Below are 416 nucleotides of genomic sequence, written 5' to 3'. Positions count from 1 at the left end.
ATCCCGCTCATGAACATGACCACCGCGGGACCGCCGCAGATCGAGCCCCTCGACCCGTACGTCACGCAGCAGGCCGAGACCATGGCCTGGGCGAGCGGCGTCGAGACCGAGCGCGCGACCGAGGGCGGGCTCAACCTCGCGTTCATCGGGAACGGCGACTGGGTGCGCGTCAAGGGCGTCGCGTTCGGGTCCGGCGCGGCGTCGTTCAGCGCACGCGTCGCGTCGGCCACGAGCGGCGGACGGATCGAGGTGCGGCTCGACGGCGCGTCGGGGCCGGTGGTGGGCACGTGCACGGTGCCCGGCACGGGCGGGTGGCAGACGTGGACGACCGTCACGTGCCCGGTCAGCGGCGCGACCGGCACGCGCGACCTCGTGCTGCGGTTCGCGGGCGGCAGCGGCGAGCTGTTCAACGTGGG

The 416-nt window shown here is 74.3% G+C and carries 1 protein-coding gene; it reads left to right on the top strand.

All coding sequences use genetic code 11. The features are described 5' to 3' along the window. Nucleotides 1-15: 15 nt before the first annotated feature. Nucleotides 16-416, top strand: a 401-nt coding sequence (locus G3I60_RS44120; RefSeq protein ID WP_239071038.1) for a carbohydrate-binding protein, incomplete at its 3' end; no start/stop codon positions are given.

This window comes from Streptomyces sp. SID13666 (assembly GCF_010548325.1).
In the GTDB taxonomy this organism is placed as follows: domain Bacteria; phylum Actinomycetota; class Actinomycetes; order Streptomycetales; family Streptomycetaceae; genus Actinacidiphila; species Actinacidiphila fildesensis.
This window is presented reverse-complemented; position numbering and strand designations above follow the sequence as displayed.